16 protein-coding genes are annotated in these 18,728 nt (G+C 65.1%); 11 read left to right on the top strand and 5 right to left on the bottom strand.

All coding sequences use genetic code 11. The features are described from left to right. Positions 1-164 precede the first annotated feature (164 nt). Entirely contained in the window at positions 165-746 is a 582-nt protein-coding gene (locus AC1DDA_RS01780; protein ID WP_476794381.1) for a GNAT family N-acetyltransferase, read from the top strand. Then, positions 743-1,675 (top strand): hydroxyacid dehydrogenase, encoded by a 933-nt coding sequence (locus tag AC1DDA_RS01775; protein WP_476794380.1) that lies wholly within the window; start codon positions 743-745, stop codon positions 1,673-1,675. Before AC1DDA_RS01780 ends, AC1DDA_RS01775 begins: the two co-directional genes overlap by 4 nt. Before the next feature lie 404 nt (positions 1,676-2,079). Here AC1DDA_RS01775 and ade read toward each other — a convergent pair whose 3' ends face one another. Further along, a complete protein-coding gene (ade, locus tag AC1DDA_RS01770; protein ID WP_476794379.1) occupies positions 2,080-3,780 on the bottom strand; it encodes an adenine deaminase in 1,701 nt (566 codons plus the stop codon). A gap of 122 nt (positions 3,781-3,902) precedes the next feature. Here ade and AC1DDA_RS01765 point away from each other — a divergent pair, with 122 nt between their 5' ends. From AC1DDA_RS01765 to gatA, 3 genes are all read left to right on the top strand, one after another. Then, positions 3,903-4,601 carry a metal-dependent hydrolase gene (locus AC1DDA_RS01765; RefSeq protein WP_441511319.1) on the top strand — a complete coding sequence of 233 codons (699 nt, stop codon included), beginning with the start codon at positions 3,903-3,905 and terminating at the stop codon, positions 4,599-4,601. 113 nt (positions 4,602-4,714) lie between these two features. Then, entirely contained in the window at positions 4,715-5,002 is a 288-nt protein-coding gene (gene gatC, locus AC1DDA_RS01760; RefSeq protein ID WP_441511320.1) for an Asp-tRNA(Asn)/Glu-tRNA(Gln) amidotransferase subunit GatC, read from the top strand. Positions 5,003-5,143: 141 nt separating this feature from the next. After that, positions 5,144-6,658: an Asp-tRNA(Asn)/Glu-tRNA(Gln) amidotransferase subunit GatA gene (gene gatA, locus AC1DDA_RS01755; protein WP_441511321.1), complete on the top strand. Its 1,515-nt coding sequence runs from the start codon at positions 5,144-5,146 to the stop codon at positions 6,656-6,658. Positions 6,659-6,865: 207 nt separating this feature from the next. Here gatA and AC1DDA_RS01750 read toward each other — a convergent pair whose 3' ends face one another. Together AC1DDA_RS01750 and AC1DDA_RS01745 are read right to left on the bottom strand one after the other, a co-directional pair. Continuing rightward, a complete protein-coding gene (locus tag AC1DDA_RS01750; protein WP_441511322.1) occupies positions 6,866-10,069 on the bottom strand; it encodes an efflux RND transporter permease subunit in 3,204 nt (1,067 codons plus the stop codon). 118 nt (positions 10,070-10,187) lie between these two features. Next, a complete protein-coding gene (locus tag AC1DDA_RS01745; protein ID WP_476794378.1) occupies positions 10,188-11,342 on the bottom strand; it encodes an efflux RND transporter periplasmic adaptor subunit in 1,155 nt (384 codons plus the stop codon). A 275-nt stretch (positions 11,343-11,617) separates the two neighbouring features. On the opposite strand from AC1DDA_RS01745, the gene gatB reads away from it, so the two are divergent. Next, the gene (gatB, locus tag AC1DDA_RS01740; RefSeq protein WP_476794377.1) at positions 11,618-13,099 is read left to right on the top strand and encodes an Asp-tRNA(Asn)/Glu-tRNA(Gln) amidotransferase subunit GatB; all 1,482 of its coding nucleotides are present in this window, start codon (positions 11,618-11,620) and stop codon (positions 13,097-13,099) included. A 42-nt stretch (positions 13,100-13,141) separates the two neighbouring features. Here gatB and AC1DDA_RS01735 read toward each other — a convergent pair whose 3' ends face one another. Further along, positions 13,142-14,452, bottom strand: a complete 1,311-nt coding sequence (locus tag AC1DDA_RS01735) for an amidohydrolase family protein (protein ID WP_476794376.1) — start codon at positions 14,450-14,452, stop codon at positions 13,142-13,144. Positions 14,453-15,116: 664 nt separating this feature from the next. Between AC1DDA_RS01735 and AC1DDA_RS01730 the strand changes: the two genes are divergently transcribed. The 3 genes from AC1DDA_RS01730 to AC1DDA_RS01720 all read left to right on the top strand — a co-directional run bounded on the left by AC1DDA_RS01730 (position 15,117) and on the right by AC1DDA_RS01720 (position 17,001). After that, on the top strand, positions 15,117-15,623 hold the full coding sequence (locus AC1DDA_RS01730) for an N-acetyltransferase family protein (protein ID WP_476794375.1): 507 nt from the start codon (positions 15,117-15,119) through the stop codon (positions 15,621-15,623). Between the two features lie 53 nt (positions 15,624-15,676). After that, positions 15,677-16,171, top strand: a complete 495-nt coding sequence (locus AC1DDA_RS01725; protein ID WP_476794374.1) for a GNAT family N-acetyltransferase — start codon at positions 15,677-15,679, stop codon at positions 16,169-16,171. Between the two features lie 122 nt (positions 16,172-16,293). Next, entirely contained in the window at positions 16,294-17,001 is a 708-nt protein-coding gene (locus AC1DDA_RS01720; protein WP_476794373.1) for a glutathione S-transferase N-terminal domain-containing protein, read from the top strand. Positions 17,002-17,131: 130 nt separating this feature from the next. Here AC1DDA_RS01720 and AC1DDA_RS01715 read toward each other — a convergent pair whose 3' ends face one another. Beyond that, on the bottom strand, positions 17,132-17,518 hold the full coding sequence (locus AC1DDA_RS01715; RefSeq protein WP_441511329.1) for a DUF2147 domain-containing protein: 387 nt from the start codon (positions 17,516-17,518) through the stop codon (positions 17,132-17,134). A gap of 351 nt (positions 17,519-17,869) precedes the next feature. Here AC1DDA_RS01715 and AC1DDA_RS01710 point away from each other — a divergent pair, with 351 nt between their 5' ends. Together AC1DDA_RS01710 and ndk are read left to right on the top strand one after the other, a co-directional pair. After that, positions 17,870-18,139 carry a sel1 repeat family protein gene (locus AC1DDA_RS01710; protein WP_441511331.1) on the top strand — a complete coding sequence of 90 codons (270 nt, stop codon included), beginning with the start codon at positions 17,870-17,872 and terminating at the stop codon, positions 18,137-18,139. 93 nt (positions 18,140-18,232) lie between these two features. Continuing rightward, on the top strand, positions 18,233-18,655 hold the full coding sequence (gene ndk, locus AC1DDA_RS01705; RefSeq protein WP_441472111.1) for a nucleoside-diphosphate kinase: 423 nt from the start codon (positions 18,233-18,235) through the stop codon (positions 18,653-18,655). Positions 18,656-18,728 lie beyond the last annotated feature (73 nt).

Raw genomic sequence — 18,728 nt, 5'->3', positions numbered from 1 at the left:
CGGTATCACGCGCAGCCCCATCTCGCGAGCGATACCTTTACCGATGGTCTCCGCAAATGCCGGTTTCCCGGCAGCTGTAGCGTCGATGCCATCGCCTATCTGCGATGATCGGGCTATATCGGCGCGCTCGGGGCGGCTCTGCCGCTATTGGAGGATTTTCTGCCGTGGCGGCGCGCATCTCGCTGCAAGTTCCCGACATGGCCCTGCTCGGCGCCTATGAGGCTGCGCTGCGCGCAGGCTGGTCGCCCAATACGACGCGCAACGTCGCGCCCGAGCAACTCGCCGCCATAGCCGCCGATCCCGACGCCTTTCTCGCCGAAATTCGCGGCGGCCCGGGTCGTGTGAGGCTGCCGGATGGCCGCGAGGTCGATCGCATTCCCGGCCCGACGCGCTGGATCTTCGCCGAGGATCGGCCCGAGCGGCCCTTCATCGGCTCGATCAACCTGCGCTGGCAGGAGAAGGATGGACGGCCCATCCTGGCCCTGCCTGAACATGTGCTGGGCCATATCGGCTACACCATCCTGCCGGCATTCGCCGGCCACGGTTACGCCACAGCGGCGCTCGCCGGGATGCTTGGCGTCGCGCGCGAGGCCGGTCTGCCGGAGATCACCATCACCTGCGACGTCGAGAACCACGCCTCGCGCCGCATCATCGAGAAGAACGGCGGGCGATTGATCGAGACCTTCGTCGCGCCGCTCTACAGCCCCGATCCACGCCTTCGTTTCATCGTCAGCACGGCACCATGACCGACATCGTCATCACCGAATTCATGGACGACGCCGCCGTCGCCAATCTCAAGGCGCGCTTCGCTGTTCACTACGATCCCGAGCTCTATGCCGATACGGACGAGATGGCGCGGCTCTTCGCCGATGTCCCGGCCGTGATCGTGCGCAACCAGACGCAACTGCGTGGCAAGGTGCTGGAGGCGGCCAAGGCGCTGAAGGTGATCGGGCGCCTCGGCGTCGGCCTCGACAATCTCGACATGGAGACTTGCGCCGCTCGTGGCATCCGCGTCTTCCCCGCGACCGGCGCCAACAGTCTCTCCGTCGTCGAATACGTCATCGGCACGACGATGACGTTGTTGCGCGGCGCCTATTTCGCCAATGCCGCGATGGTCGCCGGCGAATTCCCCAAGACGAAGCTGATTGGCCGCGAGATCGCCGGCAAGCTGATGGGCCTCGTCGGCTTCGGCTCCATCGCCCGCGACGTCGCCCATCATGCCCGCGCCATCGGGATGGAGGTCGCCGCCTACCATCCACGACTGCCGGCCGACGATCCCGCCTGGAGCGGCGTGCGGCGGCTGGAGTTCAACGAATTGCTGGCGCAAGCCGACGTCATCAGCCTGCATGTCCCGCTGACCTCGGAGACCCGCGGCATGATCGACGCGAAGGCCTTAGCCCGGATGAAGCCGGACGCGATCCTGATCAACACGGCGCGCGGCGGCATCATGGACGAGGCGGCCTTGGTCAAGGCGCTCAAGGCCGGCAAGCTCGGCGGCGCGGCGATCGACGTCTACGAGCAGGAGCCGCTCGGCAAGGACGCGGCCAAGGTTTTCGCTGGCGCACCCAACCTGATCCTGACCCCGCATATCGCCGGTAACACGGTCGAGTCGAACGGGCGCGTGTCTGGGCTCGTGGCCGAGAAGGTCATGGCGGCGCTGGAGGAGCGGATTTAGGGTGTAGATTGGAGCGAGTGGCCGCTTCCAACCCATAACGGCCTTCACCTATCTGGAAACGCGCATCCAAGATAACCGAGGCGGAACCAACGCAAAGGTCGTTATGATCGATTGGATGCCAGACGCCCTGAAGCGCCTACTCGATACTCTGTTGCGATCCTCAGCCCCAACTTCATCGGCAAAGAAGCCCGCAGAGCCTTACGTCGGAAGCGGAGGCCCCGTTTTCGGCTCAGATCTCTACAATCAAGTCAGGGAAGAGGATCGGAAAAGGAACCTCGCACAGCTAGCCGAGGACGCCGAGGCCGCACGGAAACTGCGTGATCTTCCCAATAGCTGAGGAGACCGATTTCGACCCAAAGCAGACGCTGTTTGGTCAGTGCGCCCTCAAACTTGCCACCATAACCTCACACGAAATCGAACCGATCGACATCGACCAGCCCCTTGTCGGTGATCTTGAGATGCGGGATCACCGGGAGCGTCAGGAAGGCGACCTGCAGGAAAGGCTCGGCCAGCACGACGCCGAGTGCCTTCGCGGCGGCACGCAGCTTCTCCAGATCGTGCCGCACCGCCTCGAAAGGCTGCTCGCTCATCAGCCCGGCGACCGGCAGCGCGAGTTCCCCCGTGATCGCGCCGCCATCGGCCACGGCGAAGCCGCCGCCGATCTCGATCAGGCGATTGGCGGCTGCCGCCATCGACGCATCGTCCACGCCGACGACGCAGAGATTATGGCTGTCATGGCCGACCGAGGAAGCGATGGCGCCGTGCTTCATGCCGAAGCCATGGACGAAGCCGGTGGCGATGCCCCCGTTCTTGCCGTGACGCTCGATCACCGTGACCTTGATCGCATCTTCAGCCAGATCGGGCAGGGCCTCGCCATCGCGCGAGGGCAGGGCCATCGACAGTCGTTCGGTGATGATCCGCCCCGGCACAACGCCGATCACCGGCGTCGCGCCGTCGCGGGCCTTCACAGTGAAATCGGCGGGGGCGAGCTTGCGGCTCTTCACGCTGCCGAGCCCAACCGGCGCGATCGCCGCCCGATCCGCGAACAGCGCTTCCTCGACCAGCCGGCCCCCGGTCAGAACCTGCTTCACCGAGCAGGCAGCGAGGTCCTCAACCAGTACGATATCGGCGCGCTTGCCCGGCCCGATGAAGCCGCGATCGAACAGCCCGAAATTCCGCGCCGCCGAGAGCGAGGCGATGCGGTAGGTCGCAAGCATATCGGCGCCCTCGGCGATGGCGGTGCGGATCATGTAGTCGAGATGGCCTTCCTCGCCGATATCGAGCGGGTTGCGGTCATCGGTGCAGAAGGCGAGGAAGGGCGAGGCATCGCGCGAGATCAGCGGGATCAGCTGATGCAGATCCTTCGAAACCGAGCCTTCGCGGATCAGGATCGCCATGCCCTTGGCGAGCTTCTCGCGGGCTTCGTCGGCCGTCGTCGTCTCATGGTCGGTGCGAATGCCAGCGGCGAGATAGGCATTGAGGTCTAGGTCGCGTACAAGCGGCGCATGGCCGTCGATATGGCGATGCGAGAAGGCCTCCAGCTTGGCGAGGCAGCCGGGGTCGCGATGGATCACGCCCGGGAAGTTCATGAATTCGGCGAGCCCGATCACCTTGGGATGGTCCATCATCGGCGTCAGGTCGCCGGCCTCCAGCGCGGCCCCCGCCGTCTCCAGATGCGTAGCCGGCACGCAGCTCGACAGGTTGACGCGCAGGTCCATCCGCATCGCCTCGGCGCAGGCGAGGAAATAGCGGATGCCCTCGACGCCGAGCACGTTCGATATTTCGTGCGGGTCGCAAATCGCGGTGGTGACGCCATGGGGCAGCACGCAGCGCTCGAATTCGAGCGGCGTCACCAGCGAGGATTCGATGTGCAGATGCGTGTCGATGAAGCCGGGCACGGCGAACAGGCCCTTGGCGTCAATGACGCGCTTGCCCTCGTAGGTTCCGTAGGTCCCGACGATGGTATCGCCGCAGATCGCGATATCGCTCTCGACCAGCGTGCCGGTGACGAGGTCGAGGAGCCTTGCGCCCTTGATGACGAGATCGGCCGGCTCGTCGCCATGGCCCTGGGCGATCCGGCGGGCGAGCGTGGCGGCGCCCGTCATGGGGCGATTCCGTGGGTTCGTCATGGCGCCAGCCTGCCTCTCTCCGGCTAGATTGTCGACTTGGTCGGCGGCTCGGATCGGCCTAGATAGGGGCCGGCATCTCGAAAGCCCGGAGCCTTCGCATGAAACTCACCTGGTACGGCCACTCCGCCTTCCGCGTCGATATCGACGGCGCTGCCATCCTGATCGACCCGTTCTTCACCGGGAACCCAGCCTTTGAGGGCGACGTCGCGGCGATCTCCAAGGGCGTCAGCCATATCGTCGTCACCCACGGCCATGGCGACCACGTCGGCGACACGCTCGATATTGCCGGGAAGACCGGCGCGACGGTCATCACCAATTACGACCTCGCCATGCATCTGGCCTCGCAGGGGCTGAAGAACTTCAGCCCGATGAACACCGGCGGCACCGTCGATCTCGGCCCGTTCAGCCTCACGCTCGTCCGGGCCGATCACTCGGCCGGCATGGGCGAGGGCGGTGTCAACGTCCCCGTCGGCAACGCGAATGGCGCGATCATCAAGGCCAGGGGCGAGAAGACGCTCTGGCACATGGGCGACACCGACATCTTCTCCGACATGGCGCTGCTCAGCGAGATCCATGGCGTCGAGGCTTGCATCTGCCCGATCGGCGACCGCTTCACCATGGGCGGCAAGGTCGCCGCGCTCGCCATGACCCGCTTCGTCAAGCCGAAGGTCGCGATCCCCAGCCATTACGGCACCTTCCCGATCATCGACCAGAACGCCGACACCTTCGTTGCCGGCATGCGGGGCAGTGGCATCGAGGTCGTCCTGCCGAAGAAGGGCGAGGCTTTCGCGATCTGAGCCGGAGAAACCGGCCTGATCGCTCAATGCTGATTTACGTTTGCCCGTTCGCCGCGCTATAGCGCGGCGAACCGTTTTCCGCGCGTGATCCGCGCCCTGTCCAGGAGTCCGCCATGTCGGTCGATCTCGCCACCGTCAAACGCGTCGCGCATCTCGCGCGCATCGCCGTGCCGGAGGCCGATCTGCCCAAGCTGCAAGGGGAGCTGAACGCGATCCTCGGCTTCGTCGAGCAGTTGAACGAGGTGAATGTGGATGGCGTGGAGCCGATGACCTCGGTGACTCCGATGGCGATGAAGCAGCGCGAGGACGTGGTGAACGACGGCGAGATCGCCGATACGATCATCGCCAACGCCCCGGTTTCCGAGGACAACTATTTCATGGTGCCTAAAGTCATCGAGTAGGGCGCGTTATCGTTCCCCGTCATTGCGAGCGTGAGCGAAGCAATCCCGGGGGACCTCGAGTGCTGCCGCTCCTGGATTGCTTCGTCGCTGCGCTCCTCGCAATGACGGTTCCGCCGACTTGAATTCAATCGGATATCGACCGTGACCGATCTCACCCGCCTGACGCTGACCGAGGCCCGCGACGGCCTGAAAGCCAAGACCTTCTCCGCCACCGAGCTGACGAAGGCGCATATCGCCGCCGTCGAGAAGGCCCGCGCCCTCAACGCCTATGTGCTGGAGACGCCGGAGCACGCGCTGAAGCAGGCGGCCGCCTCCGACGAGAAGCTCGCCAAGGGCGAGGCGGGCCCGCTCGAAGGCCTGCCGCTCGGAATCAAGGATCTCTTTGCCACGGAGGGCGTGCGCACCACGGCCTGCTCGAACATCCTCGGCAATTTCGTGCCGGCCTATGAGTCGACCGTATCGAGCCAGCTCTGGCGCGACGGCGCGGTGATGCTCGGCAAGCTCAACAATGACGAGTTCGCCATGGGCTCGTCGAACGAGACCTCGGCGTTCGGCAATGTCGTGAACCCTTGGCGCCGTGAGGGCTCCAATGTCGGCGCGGGGCAGGGCGGGGCTGTCGAGGGCAATCACCTCGTGCCGGGCGGCTCCTCCGGTGGTTCGGCCGCGGCCGTTGCCGCCGACCTTTGCCTGGCAGCCACCGCGACCGACACCGGCGGCTCGATCCGCCAGCCCGCCGCCTTCACCGGCACGGTCGGCATCAAGCCGACCTATGGCCGCTGCTCGCGCTGGGGCATCGTCGCCTTCGCCTCCTCGCTCGATCAGGCCGGGCCGATCGGCAAGAGCGTGCGTGACTGCGCCGTGATGCTGCGCTCCATGGCCGGCCACGACCCGAAGGACACGACCTCGGTCGACGCGCCGGTGCCGGACTACGAGGCCGCCATCGGCCGCTCCGTGAAGGGCATGAAGATCGGCATTCCCAGGGAGTACCGGCTCGAGGGCCTGAACGCCGAGATCGATGCGCTCTGGCAGAAGGGCATCGAATGGCTCAAGGCCGCCGGCGCCGAGATCGTCGAGATCTCGCTGCCGCATACGAAATACGCCCTGCCGGCCTATTACATCGTCGCCCCGGCCGAGGCCTCCTCGAACCTCGCCCGCTATGACGGTGTCCGCTACGGCCTGCGCGAGCAGGGTAAGGACATCGTCGAGATGTATGAGAAGACCCGCGCTGCCGGCTTCGGCGCCGAGGTCAAGCGCCGCATCATGATCGGCACCTACGTCCTCTCGGCCGGCTACTACGACGCCTATTACCTGCGTGCCCAGAAGGTCCGCACTTTGATCAAGCGCGACTTCGAGACCGTCTATGCGCAGGGCATCGATGCGGTGCTGACCCCGGCGACCCCCTCGGCCGCCTTCGGCATCGGCGAGAAGGGCTCGGCCGATCCGGTCGAGATGTATCTCAACGACGTCTTCACCGTGACCGTGAACATGGCGGGCCTGCCCGGCATCGCCGTGCCTGCCGGCCTCGACGCTCAGGGCCTGCCGCTGGGCTTGCAGCTCATCGGCCGCCCCTTCGATGAGGAGACGCTGTTCTCGCTCGGCGAGGTCATCGAGCAGGCCGCCGGCCGCTTCCCGGTTTCGGAGCGCTGGTGGGGCTGAGGGCGCCCGCGGTCATGCGCGGGCTTGACCCGAGCATCTCGGGCCGAAGGAGGCTCTTCGCCTTCTCATCGTGAGATTCTCGGGCCAGCGCTTGGCTCCGCCCGAGAATGATGCCTCAGGAAAAATAAAAAGGGCCGTGCGAGCGGCCCTTTTTCGTGTCTGCAGTCGGGGGCAGGGCGGCGGCTTGGAAAGCCGCCGCCGTCACCTTCAGCCATGCGCTCTGGTCGGCTGCTGCTGTGCAGCGGCTTGCGCCTTGCGCTTCTTGCCACCGAGTTCCGCCAGCCAGCGCACCATCACATAGAACACCGGCGTGAAGATCAGGCCGAAGAAGGTGACGCCCAGCATGCCGGAGAACACCGCGATGCCCATCGCCTGGCGCATCTCGGCACCGGCGCCAACCGAGATCGTCAGCGGCAGCACGCCGAGGATGAAGGCCATCGAGGTCATCAGGATCGGCCGCAGGCGGGTCCGGGCGGCGGCGATCGCAGCGTCGCGGCGGTGCATGCCTTCCTCCTCCGCCTGCTTTGCGAACTCGACGATCAGGATCGCGTTCTTGGCGGCGAGGCCGACGAGCACCACGAGGCCGATATCGACGAGAATGTTCCTGTCGAGATTGGCGTAGTTCACGCCGAACATCGCGGCCAGGATGCACATCGGCACGATAAGGATGACCGAGAGCGGCAGGAGCCAGCTTTCATAGAGCGCTGCCAGCAGCAGGAAGACGAACACCACCGCAAGCCCGAAGGCGATGATCGCCGTATTGCCCGCGAGCTTCTCCTGCAGCGCGATCTCCGTCCATTCGAAGCCGAAGCCTGCCGGCAGCCGCTCCGCCGCGATCTTCTCGACCGCCGCGATGCCCTGTCCCGTCGAGTAGCCATGCGCCATCGAGAGTTGCACTTCGGCTGCCGGATAGAGGTTGTAGCGCGGCACGCGATAGGCGCCGGTCGTGTCGTGGAAGGATGCGATCGAGCCGATCGGCACCATCTCGCCATCCGCGTTGCGCGTCTTGAGATTGGCGACGTCGCGCGTGGTCAGGCGGAAGGGGTTATCCGCCTGCGCGGTGACGCGATAAGTCCGGCCCAGCAGGTTGAAGTCGTTGATATAGGCAGAGCCCATATAGATCGACAGCGTCTCGAAGATGCGCGTGATCGGCACGCCGAGCATCTCCGCCTTGGTGCGATCGATATCGGCGTAGATCTGCGGCGTCTTGGTCGAGAACAGCGTGAAGGGCTGCTGGATGCCCGGAACCTGCCCGGCCGAGCCTGCGACGATCCAGGCCGCGCCTTCGAGCGCCGTAAGCCCGCGCCCGCCACGATCCTGCACATAGCCCTTCAGGCCGCCGCCGGTGCCGATGCCCGGGATGGCAGGCGGCTCGATCAGCAGGGTGAAGGCTTCCGATATGCCGAACATCTGTTGCCGGAGATCGGCGAAGATGCCCTGCGTCGTCAGCCCCTGCTTCTCGCGGTCCTTGAACGGCGCGAGCGTGACGAAGGCGACACCGGTATTCGGCGCGATGGTGAAGGTCGCGCCGTCGAGACCGGCGAAGGCGACGGTATGAGCCACGCCGGGGCGGGACAGCAGGATCTCGTTGGCCTTGCGCAGCACAGCGTCCGTACGCTGCAGCGAGGAGCCAGGCGGCAGCTGGAGCACGGCGATGAAATAGCCGCGATCCAGCTGCGGCACGAGGCCGGTCGGCGTCCTCCGGATGTCCCAGACCGTCGCCGCGATCAGGCCGGAATAGACGATCAGCAGGATCACCGCGATGCGGATCAGCCGCGAGGTGACGCGCCCATAGGTCCGCGACAGCCAGTCGAAGCCGGCGTTGAAATAGTGGAAGAACCAGCGGACCGGTGCACCCAGCTTGTAGAAGAAGCCGTGCTGCTCGTTCGGGTCATGCTTCTTGTGCGCCTTGAGGAGCACCGCCGACATCGCCGGCGAAAGTGTGAGCGAGACGAAGCAGGAGATCGCCGTCGAGGCTGCGATCGTCACCGCGAACTGCTGGTAGAAGGTGCCCTGCAGGCCGCTGATGAAGGCCGTCGGGATGAACACCGCGCACAGCACGAGCGCAATCGCGAGCAGTGCGCCGCCGACCTCGTCCATGGTCTTGTGCGCAGCCTCCTTGGGCGTGAGGCCCTCGGCAAGGTAGCGCTCGACATTCTCCACCACCACGATCGCGTCGTCGACGACGATGCCGATGGCGAGAACCAGCGCCAGCAGCGAGATCGTGTTGAAGGAGATGCCGACCGCGCTCATCACCAGGAAGGTGCCGACCAGCGAGACCGGGATCGCGACGATCGGAATGATCGCGGCGCGCCAGGTCTGCAGGAACAGGATGACCACGATCACGACGAGCACGATCGCTTCGAGCAGGGTATGCACCACCGCGTCGACGGATTCCCCGATGAACTCGGTCGGGTTGTAGATGATGCGATGCTCGAGGCCGGTCGGGAACTGCTTGGCCATCTCGTTCATCGTCGAGATCAGCTTGTCCGAGGTCGCGAGCGCGTTCGAGCCCGGCCGCTGGAAGACGCCGATGGCGACGGTGTTCCTGTTATCGAGATAGGCGTTGGTGGTGTAATCCTGCGAGCCGAGCTCGACGCGCGCGATGTCGCGGACCCGGATCGTGCCGCCATCGGCATCGGAGCGTACGACGATGTTCTCGAACTCGGAGACATCCGTCAGGCGGCCGAGGGTGTTGACGGAGAACTGGAAGGCTTCGTCCGACTTTGCCGGCGGCTGGTTGAGCGCGCCTGCCGCGACCTGGACGTTCGCTGCTCTGAGCGCTGCCACCACATCGCCTGCCGTCAGGTTGCGTGCCGCGACCTTGGCCGGATCGAGCCAGATGCGCATCGAGAAGTCGCGCGCACCGAAGACCTGCACGTCGCCGACGCCGTCGACGCGCGTCAGTACGTCCTTCACGTAGAGCGAGGCGTAGTTCGAGATGTATTGCGCGTCGCGCGACCCGTCCGGCGAGATCATGTTGATGACCATCAGGAAGTCGGGCGAGGCCTTGCGCACCTGCAGGCCGAGCTGGCGCACATCCTGCGGCAGGCGCGGCTCCGCTTGCGAAACGCGGTTCTGCACCAGAACCTGTGCCTGGTCGATGTCGACGCCGGCCTTGAACACGACGTTGATCGTCACCCGCCCGTCGCCGGTCGATTGCGAGGTGATGTAGAGCATGTCGTCGACGCCGTTCACCTCCTGCTCGATCGGCGTCGCCACCGTGGCGGCGACGACCTCGGCCGAGGCGCCCGGATAGGTCGCGGTGATCGAGACGGTCGGCGGGGCGATCTCGGGATATTCCGAGATCGGCAGGCCGCGCTGGGCGATGGCGCCGGCGATCGTCAGCAGCACCGAGAGCACGGTGGCGAAGATCGGCCGGTCGATGAAGAAATGGGCGAAGCGGAACATGGAAACGTCCTGTCCGGAAAAGGCGGGCGGACGCCCGGTGGCGCCCGTGTTTCAGTGCCGGGCCGTGACGGCCCGGGAAGCGGGGCACCGGCGTTGGAAGAGCCGGTGCGGGACGCGTTCAGTTCGTCGTCGCGACCTTGATCTCGCCCGGCTGAGGCGTGACGGCGACGCCGGGACGGACCATCGGATTGGCGTTGCCGCCGATGATGACCTTGTCTTCAGGCGTCAGGCCGGAGCGGATGACCCTGAGGCCCTCGCTGATCGGCCCGAGCTCGACCGATTTCGGCACGACCTTGTTATCTGGCCCCACCGTCAGCACGATCTTGTGGGCCTGGTCCGAGGCGATCACGGTGTCGGGCACGAGCAGCGCATCGGCCTCGCCGGCGAAGAAGCGCAGGCGGCCGAACACGCCGGGCGTCAGGAACTGGTCCTTGTTGTCGAAAACGGCGCGGCCGCGGATCGTGGCCGAGCGTGCGTTCACGGCGTTGTCGACGAAGTTGACCTTGCCGCGGCGGCCCCATTTGGTCTCGTCCGACAGCTTCACTTCGACAGGCACGCCGGCATCCTTGTCCGAGCCGCTCCGCAGGCTGGCCATGCGGGAGTAGCGCAGGAAGTCGGCTTCCGAGACATCGAAGGTGAAGTAGATCGGCGAGACGGCGACGATGGTGGTCAGCAGCGTGGCGCCTGACTGGCCGCCGGCGATCAGGTTGCCCGGGTCGACGCGGCGGTTCGAGATGCGCCCGGCAAGCGGCGCGCGCACCTCGGTCCATTCGAGGTTGAGCTCGGCGTTCTTGAGATTGGCCTCGGCTCCCTGCAGGGAGCCGACCGCGCTGTTGAGGTTGGCGCGGCGCTGGTCGACGTCGCGGGCCGTGATCGTGCGGTTCTGGGTCAGGCCCTCGGCGCGATCGACCTCGTTCTGCGACAGCTCGACCTGCGCCTTTGCGCGAGCGACCTCGGCGCGCGCCACGTCGACGGCCAGTTTGTAAGGCCGCTGATCGATGGTAAAGAGCAGATCGCCCTTCTGGACGAGCGAGCCGTCGGGGAAGTGCACGCTGTCGATGAAGCCGGAGACGCGGGCGCGGACTTCCACCTGTTCGCTCGCTTCGAAACGCCCGGTGAACTCATCCCAGTTGGTGATGCGCTTGGCGAGAGGGGGCGCGACCTGAACCGGAGGGGCCGGCGGAGCTCCCTGGGCGGCAGCGTCGAACGAGGTCAGGCCGGTCGACATGGCAACAGCGGTGAGCACCAGGCCGATGAAACGGCTGCGTGACATGACGGAACTCCGAATGACGGGCCTGCGCAACATAGCGGATTTTGCGGCCTTTGGCGCAAAAAGGGATGATGACTGACGAATGTCAAGATCCATCACCCGTCAAATTGCGCGATATTGCGCCACATAGATCATATTCCTGCCATTTGGTTGCAGGAGCGCAACGGCACTGCACCATGCAGCCGAGTTTCAGGGCAGCCCTGCGAAGCAACGGACGCTTGCCGCAAGCCCGCCGACATCGTAACGCGTAGGCGACCATTTCAGCCGGAAGATCACAGATGAATGCGCATGCCCGCCCCGCCGACCCGAAGAAGCTGATCAAGGGCGCGACTGGTGATTGGGAAGTCGTGATCGGCATGGAAATCCATGCCCAGGTCACCTCCAATGCCAAGCTGTTCTCCGGCGCCTCGACCGGTTTCGGTGCCGAGCCGAACGAGCATGTCAGCCTTGTCGACGCTGCCATGCCCGGCATGCTGCCGGTGATCAATGCCGAATGTGTTCGCCAGGCCGTGCGCACCGGCCTCGGCCTGAACGCGCAGATCAACAACCGCTCGGTCTTCGACCGCAAGAACTATTTCTATCCGGACCTGCCGCAGGGCTACCAGATCAGCCAGTACAAGAGCCCGATCGTGGGCGAGGGCGAGATCGTGGTCGATCTCTCGCCGACCGAGCAGATCACCGTCGGCATCGAGCGGCTGCATCTGGAGCAGGATGCCGGCAAGTCGATCCACGACCAGCATCCGACGATGAGCTTCGTCGATCTCAACCGCTCGGGCGTGGCGCTGATGGAGATCGTCTCGAAGCCGGACCTGCGTTCGTCGGAGGAGGCGAAGGCCTATGTCTCGAAGCTGCGCACCATCCTGCGCTATCTCGGCACCTGCGACGGCGACATGGAGAAGGGCAACCTGCGTGCCGACGTGAACGTCTCCGTGCGCAAGCCGGGCGACGCTCTCGGCACGCGCTGCGAGATCAAGAACGTCAATTCGATCCGCTTCATCGGCCAGGCGGTCGAGACCGAGGCGCGCCGCCAGATCGGCATCATCGAGGATGGCGGCACCATCGACCAGGAGACACGCCTCTACGATCCCGGCAAGGGCGAGACGCGCTCGATGCGCTCCAAGGAGGAGGCGCATGACTACCGCTACTTCCCCGATCCGGACCTGCTGCCGCTCGAATTCGACGACGCCTTCGTCGAGAGCCTGAAGGGCGCGCTGCCCGAATTGCCCGACGCCAAGAAGGCCCGTTTCATCGCGGATTACGGGCTCTCGCCTTACGACGCCTCGGTGCTCGTCGCCGAGCGCGACCAGGCGGATTATTTCGAGGCGGTGGCGAAGGGACGCGACGGCAAGGCTGCGGCGAACTGGGTCATCAACGAGCTGTTCGGCCGCCTCAACAAGGAAGGCCAGGACGTCACGACCTCGCCGGTCTCGGCCGCCCAGCTCGGCGGCCTCGTCGACCTGATCGGAGAGGGCGTGATCTCGGGGCGCATCGCCAAGGATCTGTTCGAGATCCTCTGGACCGAGGGGGGCGAGCCGCGCGCGATTGTCGAGGCTCGCGGCATGAAGCAGGTCACGGACACTGGCGCCATCGAGAAGGCGGTGGACGACCTGATCGCCGCCAATCCCGACAAGGTCGAGCAGGTCAAGGCCAAGCCGACCATGCTGGGCTGGTTCGTCGGTCAGGCGATGAAGGCCTCGGGGGGCAAGGCCAATCCGCAGGCGCTGAACGAGATCCTGAAGAAGAAGCTCGGCATCGAGTGAGCTGGATGCGGGAGCGCCTGTGGGCGCTCCCGCCTTTCCGGCTCAGCCGCAGTCCGGGCATGTCTGCAGCAGGACGCCGCCGGCCTGCTTGCGCAGCTTGCGGGCGGAGTCCTTCGCGTCGGCGACGATCTTGGCAACGTCATAGCCAACCAGGCGCCCGGCGCGCTTGACGATGCGTCCGTCGATCATGACCGTATCGACATTGGACGGATCGGCCGATTGCACGATCGTGGTCTCGATCTGGCCGAGCGGCGCCATGTTGAGGTCGCTCGTCCGCAGCAGGATGATGTCGGCCCGCTTTCCGGGGGTGAGGGAGCCCGTGACATCGCCCAGGCCGAGGGCCGTCGCGCCGTTGATCGTGGCCATCCGGATCACCTCGGCAAATTCGATCGGCTTCTGGCCGGCCGATGGCGTGCCCTGCCAGGGAACGCCGAGATTCCAGGTCGTGCGCATGATCTCGAACATATTCGGCGTGCCGATCAGGCTCGCGTCGACCGAGAGCGACAGCATCACGCCGGCCTTGCGCATGAGCATGAGAGCAGCACGGTAGTCACCGGCGCGCCCCAGCCGCATTTCCGATATCGTCGCAAAGCTGAGAGGCGTTTTCGTCCGCGCCAGGACTTCGAAATCCGCCTCGGTGCCGGGCACATAATGGCAGAACAGGAAGTTGGGCCCGAGATAGCCGCGCTGCTCGAAATCGGCGGCATTGTTGAGGTTCGGCGGCGATTGGCCGGCATGGGTGGCTACGCGCAGGCCGTTCTTCAACACCCATTGCATCTCTTCGTGGAAGGTCTCGGGCTTGCTCGGACCCATTCCGCGCAGGTTGACCGCGAAATGGACGAGCCCGTCCATCTGTGAGCCGGCGCCGAACCACTTGTCCCGCGTGCGCAGGATGTCGTCATAGGCGAAGGGCTTGGTGGCATCCAGCAGATCGGCATGCCCGTAGGCGAAGCGCGCCCGAAGCAGCGAGTCGCGATGCGCCGTCAGCTCGGCATCGGCATGAGCGGCGGAGCGGGTATTGTTCGACCAGTTATGGACCGTAGTGACGCCGTTGTTGGCGAGCTCGGCCAGCCCGAGCATGACGCTGTTGTAGCCATCCTGCGGCGAGAGGTACGGAGAAATGGCGTTCTTCGCGGGAAAGTAGCTGAAGCCGTTGTCACCCGGAAAGTTGCGACCGAGCGCGCTCCACATGTGGTAATGTGTATCGATCAGGCCGGGCATAACGATCATATCGCTGGCGTCGATGATCTCGGCTCCGGGTGCCTCGAGCCCCTGGCCGATCCTTTCGATAACGCCCTCGCGGACCAGGACGTCTCCTTTCGGCAGCGTGCCGAGCGTGGGGTCGACGGTCATCACCGCGCCGTTGCTGATAAGGTACGTGCCGCGCCGGATATCCGGCCGGTTTGAGGTGATGCTTTGCGCTCGGGCGGACCCGATGATGGCAGGCGATACGATCTCGGTGCAGGTCAAGGCCCCGAGGGTCAGCCCCCGGGTGAATGTGCGTCTCGTCAGCTTCATATTGCGAAATCCCCTCTTCGGCCATTTGGCCTGTTGCTGTTTCCCTCCTCAGCGCCCTCCCGGCGTTGGATATCGGGGCGGCCGTCTCAAGCCGCTTCCGTGGTCTTGTCGACCATTTCTTGCCCGTCATCCCTGGGTGGAGTGGTTAGTGTTGCGGGCGGCTTCTGAGCAATTGACGATCTTGTGAAATCGATCAGGAATTCGATTGCATCATCAACGCGCTGGCACCCTCCAAAGATCAGAACCAAGTCGCTCTCTGCGGCCGCGTGTCGCCTGTCGCGCAGTCGGCCCTCTGACCTATGCGAGCGGAATCTCGGCCTGTTGCTGTTCCAGCGCGGGACGGTCCGCATGCGAAAGCGCGATCGCTTGTCGACACTCCGTCCGTGCCGATGCGAAAAAGCCGGTTCGCACGTCTTCTCGCGATGCTCTAGGCTCCTGCGGCGCAGGCGATTCCCGCGACGTGGGGTGAAGGCTTGGCGCGTCTGCGAAGGAATGCCCCGTGACGCCCGCAGGTCTCGTCATCCGCGATACCGAAGCCGCCGATGTCCCGGCGGTCAGGGCGCTTTTGGTCGAGACCTGGCATGCCACCTATGACGGCATCTATGGCTGGCAGCGCGTCGCCGAGATCACCAATGCCTGGCATTCGCTGGAGAACCTGCACAACCAGCTTGGCCGCGACGAGGGGATCTTCCTCGTCGCGTTGATCGGCGAGGAGGTCGTCGCCACCGCCTCGGCACGGCAGGAGCGCGACGGCGCGGCCCTGCTGACGCGGCTCTACGTCCTGCCGGTCTGGCAAGGCGTCGGCATCGGGCGGACGCTGCTGCAGGTCGCGCTCGCCTGCTTTCCGAAGGCGCCGGTCGCGCGCCTGGAAGTCGAAAGCCAGAACGAGCCGGCCATCGCCTTCTATGAGCGCATGGGCTTCTTCCTGCAGCGCCAGGCCCGTTTCGACGGGCGTGAGGATACGCCGAACACGCTGCTGATGGCGAAGCGCCTCTTCGTCGAGTAAGCCCATCCCGCCGCCGCCATAGACCGCCACAGCCTGAGCCGAAAGCCGAAGCGATGACCCGGACGCCTGTCTCCGCCGCCGAAATCACCATTCGCCGCGCTCGTGCGGCCGATGTGGCCCGCATTGCCGAACTCATCATGCTCGGTGCCGCCGCGCCGACGATGACGCCGGAGGAAATCCGGGCCGAGGCGCAGCATCCCGGATATGGCGAAGCCTTCGCCGAGATCGATGCCAGCAAGGACAATGCGCTCTTTGTCGCCGAGCGGGCGGGCGCGGTCGTCGGCACCTTTCAGGTCACACTGATCCCCGGGCTGATCGCGCGCGAACGCAGGCGCGGCAAGATCGAGAGCGTCCACGTCGCGCCGGAGAGCCGCGGCCTCGGCATCGGAGCCGTGATGATCAAGCACGCGCTCGCCTTCGCCGAAGAAAGCGGTGTCGGGCTGATCGAGCTCAGCTCGAACAAGTCACGCATCGATGCCCATCGCTTCTACCGCAACCTCGGCTTTGACCAGAGCCATGAGGGCTTCAAGAAGCAGCTCGGAAACTGAAAAGGTTACACGCCGACAGCACATGGCGCGGTCGCGTGGGAGGCAATCCCTTCCCCCTTCCGGGCGTGCGGTGCCGCCCCTAAATTCGCTTCCGAGGCCTCACGCCAGGAAGGAAGAGACTGATGTCCGAAGCGCCCGCCAAGCCGATCGACCTCTATTACTGGCCGACGCCGAACGGCTGGAAGATCACCATCATGCTCGAGGAATGCGGGCTACCCTACAACATCGTTCCCGTGAACATCGGCAAGGGCGACCAGTTCAAGCCGGAATTCCTCGCCATCTCCCCGAACAACCGCATGCCTGCGATCGTCGACCCCGACGGACCGGACGGCAAATCGATCTCCGTCTTCGAGTCGGGTGCCATCCTGCAATATCTCGGCCGCAAGACCGGCAAGTTCTATCCGAAGGATGAGCGCGCCCGCGTCGCGGTCGATGAATGGCTGTTCTGGCAGATGGGCGGCTTCGGCCCCATGCTCGGCCAGACCCATCATTTCCGCATCTATGCGCCGGAAAAGATTCCCTACGCGATCGAGCGCTATACCAACGAGGCCAACCGGCTCTATGGCGTCCTCAACAAGCGCCTTGAAGGCCGCGGCTACATCTGCGGCGAATACTCCATCGCCGACATGGCCTGCATCGGCTGGGCGCGTGGCTGGGAGAAGCAAGGGCAGGATCTCAAGCAGTTTCCGAATGTCGCGCGTTGGCTGGAAACCATGCAGGCGCGTCCCGCCGTCCAGCGCGGGCTGAAAGCGGCGGAAGAGCTGCGGAACCCCGCAGGCATCAGCACCCCTAAAGAAAAGGCGATCCTCTTCGGTCAAAGGGCGCGCTGAGCCAAGCGCGATCCTTTCGTTGAAGCGAAGGCGTCATGGTCGGCCTGTCCCGGCCATCCACGTCTCGGCAGATCGAAAGCAGCGTTCAAGACGTGGATGCTCGCCACAAGGGCGAGCATGACGGCAGGGCTCAGTTCGCCCGATTCCACTTCACCGAGCGGCAGATCAGCCCGCCCATGACGCAGCCCGCCGTGGTGAGGGAATTGCCCGAGAGCGTCATCGTGCCGGAATAGGTCTTGCCGTCCTCCGGGTTGAAGGCGCTGCCGCTCCATTTGTTCTCGCCGTTCGGCTTCATGTCGTAGAAGATGCGCTGGCCGACCTTGGCCGGGCCGTTCTGGTCCTTGAGCCAGGAGAGCGAGCCGCAGAGCGCTTCGCCGCATTTGCTGAAGCGCACGCGCGAGGCGCCCGTATCACGCTCCCAGAGGCCGACGACTTCCTGGGCGTTTGCCGTCGCGACGCCTGCCAGCAAGCCGAGCGCGGCCAGCGCCGCGCGCTTCGATCCGGTCCCGTCCTTCATCCGATCCTCCTTCGTCCGACCAGCTATGACTGTATGGTTCAGATATGAACTATATCGGCGTTTCGGCATTGCTCAAGCTGCCGCTACGGAAGGCGGTTTCGGCGCTTGCCTTCGCGCAAGGTGAATCGAATCTCAATGCGGCGTGTGTGGCGGGGTCGTCAGGTCTTTGAAATCGTTTCCGTTTTCGGGGTCGCGAGGTGAATTTTCAGTTGTTTTAACCAGGCGATTACGTTTCGTTGAGACTCGATTCATCGCAAAATTTAGCTCGCATTTTAAAGGTCGGGCCCAGTCTCGCAGGCATCGGCCGGGGCCCTGGACGGGTGGCTGGCACAAAGACAAGAGGGTGGTGTCATGGCACGCATGGAGATGAGCGCAGTCCCCGCTTCCCTGGTGATCCCGGCGGAGGTTTCGGCCGAGGCCTATTGCGAGCTCGGCCTCATGCATGCGTCGGGGCGGGCAGGAGCCGTCGATCTCGTCGTGGCGCAGAAATGGTTCAACGTCGCCTTTGCCCGTGGTTCTGCCCGGGCGGCGGCGCATCGGCAGGAGCTGGCGCTTGAGATGACGCGTGAACAGATCGCCGAAGCGCTGCGGGAAGCCCGCGCCTTCCTCACGCGGCACTGAGAGCAGCACGGCCACGAGCCTTGTGGGGCCGGGAGGCGGCAGCTATAAGCGCGCCGCATTCCCCTTTTTTGCACCCCATCCAAGGATCTCTCGATGGCTGTCCAGCGTACCTTCTCCATTCTCAAGCCCGACGCGACGAAGCGCAACCTCACCGGCGCGGTCAACGCGGTCATCGAGAAGGCCGGCCTGCGCATCGTCGCGCAGAAGCGCATCCAGATGACCAAGGCTCAGGCCGAGACCTTCTACGCCGTGCACTCGGCGCGCCCCTTCTTCGGCGAGCTCGTCGAGTTCATGACCTCGGGTCCGGTCGTCGTGCAGGTGCTGGAAGGCGAGAATGCCATCGCCGCTTATCGCGACGTGATGGGCGCCACCAACCCGGCGAACGCCGCCGAGGGCACCATCCGCAAGCTCTTCGCCCTGTCGGTCGGCGAGAACACGGTGCATGGCTCGGACGCTCCGGAGACGGCGGCGGTCGAGATCGCCCAGTTCTTCTCGGGCAACGAGATCGTCGGCTGAGCGCAGCCGCCAGTCGATTGCGAAAGCAGAAAGGCGGCCCGGTCTTCGGGGCCGCCTTTTTCTTTGGAGCTGC

Source organism: Allobosea sp. 10N428 (assembly GCF_056394545.1).
This window is presented reverse-complemented; position numbering and strand designations above follow the sequence as displayed.